The 1,965-nt window shown below is 58.1% G+C and carries 2 protein-coding genes; both read left to right on the top strand.

The features are described 5' to 3' along the window. Positions 1–745, top strand: a 745-nt coding sequence (hflK, locus tag ACIOZM_RS17855; RefSeq protein ID WP_401216126.1) for an FtsH protease activity modulator HflK, incomplete at its 5' end; no start/stop codon positions are given. After that, a complete protein-coding gene (gene hflC / locus ACIOZM_RS17850; protein ID WP_401216125.1) occupies positions 745–1,614 on the top strand; it encodes a protease modulator HflC in 870 nt (289 codons plus the stop codon). The genes hflK and hflC, both read left to right, overlap by 1 nt. Positions 1,615–1,965 lie beyond the last annotated feature (351 nt).

Below are 1,965 nucleotides of genomic sequence, written 5' to 3'. Positions count from 1 at the left end.
CGAGAACATCGTAGAAGTGCCGCTGACCGTGCAGTACAAGATCATCAACCTGCATGACTTCGTGCTGAACGTCGACCAGCCGGAAATCAGCCTGCAACATGCGACCGACAGTGCGCTGCGCCACGTGGTGGGTTCTACCGCCATGGACCAGGTGCTGACCGAAGGTCGTGAGCTGATGGCCAGCGAAATCAAGGAGCGTCTGCAACGCTTCCTCGACACTTATCGCACCGGTATCACCGTTACTCAGGTCAACGTACAGAACGCCGCTGCACCGCGTGAAGTACAGGAAGCCTTTGATGACGTGATCCGCGCCCGTGAAGACGAGCAGCGTTCGCGCAACCAGGCTGAAACCTACGCCAACGGCGTCGTGCCGGAAGCCCGTGGTCAGGCCCAGCGCATCATTGAAGATGCCAACGGCTACCGTGACGAAACCGTCTCGCGCGCCAAGGGTGAAGCTGATCGCTTCACCAAACTGGTCGCCGAGTATCGCAAGGCACCTGAAGTCACCCGCCAGCGTCTGTATCTGGACACCATGCAGGAAGTCTTCAGCAACACCAGCAAGGTTCTCGTGACCGGCAACAAAAACGGCCAGAGCAACCTGTTGTACCTGCCGTTGGACAAAATGATCCAGAACGGTTCGGGCGGCAATGCGCCGGTAACCGGTTCGGCCGCTGCCAGCAACAACACGGACGTCGCGCCGCATGTCACTGACCTGCCGCAGACGCGCACAAGGGAGACCCGCTGATGAGCAATAAATCGCTGATCGCCCTGATTGTTGGCGTCGTTGTGTTACTGGTTGGCTGGAACTGCTTCTACATCGTGGCTCAGACCGAGCGTGCGGTGTTGCTGCAATTCGGTCGTGTGGTTCAGGCGGATGTTCAGCCGGGTCTGCATGTGAAAGTGCCTTACGTTAACCAGGTGCGTAAATTTGACGCACGTCTGATGACGCTGGATGCACCGACACAGCGCTTCCTGACCCTGGAAAAGAAAGCCGTGATGGTCGATGCCTACGCCAAGTGGCGCGTGAAAGATGCCGAGCGCTTCTACACCGCGACTTCCGGCCTCAAGCAGATTGCCGACGAGCGTCTGTCGCGTCGTCTGGAATCGGGCCTGCGTGACCAGTTCGGCAAGCGCACCCTGCACGAAGTCGTGTCGGGTGAGCGTGATGCGCTGATGGCTGACATCACCGCTTCGCTGAACTCGATGGCGGAAAAAGAGCTGGGTATCGAAGTTGTCGATGTCCGGGTCAAGGCTATCGATCTGCCGAAAGAAGTTAACCGCAGCGTGTTCGAGCGTATGAGCACCGAGCGTGAGCGTGAAGCTCGCGAGCACCGCGCCAAGGGTAACGAGTTGGCAGAAGGCATCCGTGCCGACGCCGATCGTCAACGCCGCGTGCTGCTGGCTGAAGCCTATCGTGAATCTGAAGAGGTTCGCGGTGATGGTGATGCCCAGGCCGCTGCGATCTACTCCAAGGCCTACGGCCAGGATCAGGAGTTCTACGGTTTCTATCGTAGCCTGCGTGCCTACCGTGAAAGCTTCGCGAACAAAACCGACGTCATGGTTCTCGACCCAAGCAGCGACTTCTTCCGTTACCTGGAAAAGTCCAAGCCTTGATGCAGCGTTGACCTGAATCATTCCGCCCGGCGGCTAAAACCTCGGGCGGGGTGATCCTTTGGGAAAACGTGTGTATGATGCGGCAGCCGGGAAATTCCCGGCTTTTTTGCGTCTGCACGTTTGATTGCTGTTTTTTGTTGCAGGCATCGGGTTGAATGGCCCGACAGTTTTTCGAGGAAAGTGATGGGCGAAGCCGGTAACAGGCCTTTCGCTGCGTCGTTCATGCGCGTGCGTTTTGAACGCACCGATCATTTTCTGCTTCACTCAAGGCTCGCCCTAGTGCTGGCCGCCCGGATCAAAGGGGAATGGCGTAATGGCAACGGTAGACCGCTGGCTGCTGCCAGATGGCAT

The organism is Pseudomonas sp. NPDC087346 (assembly GCF_044744235.1).
GTDB lineage: Bacteria > Pseudomonadota > Gammaproteobacteria > Pseudomonadales > Pseudomonadaceae > Aquipseudomonas.
The sequence above is the reverse complement of the archived record's forward strand: the minus strand, read 5'-3'. Positions and strand labels throughout refer to the sequence as shown.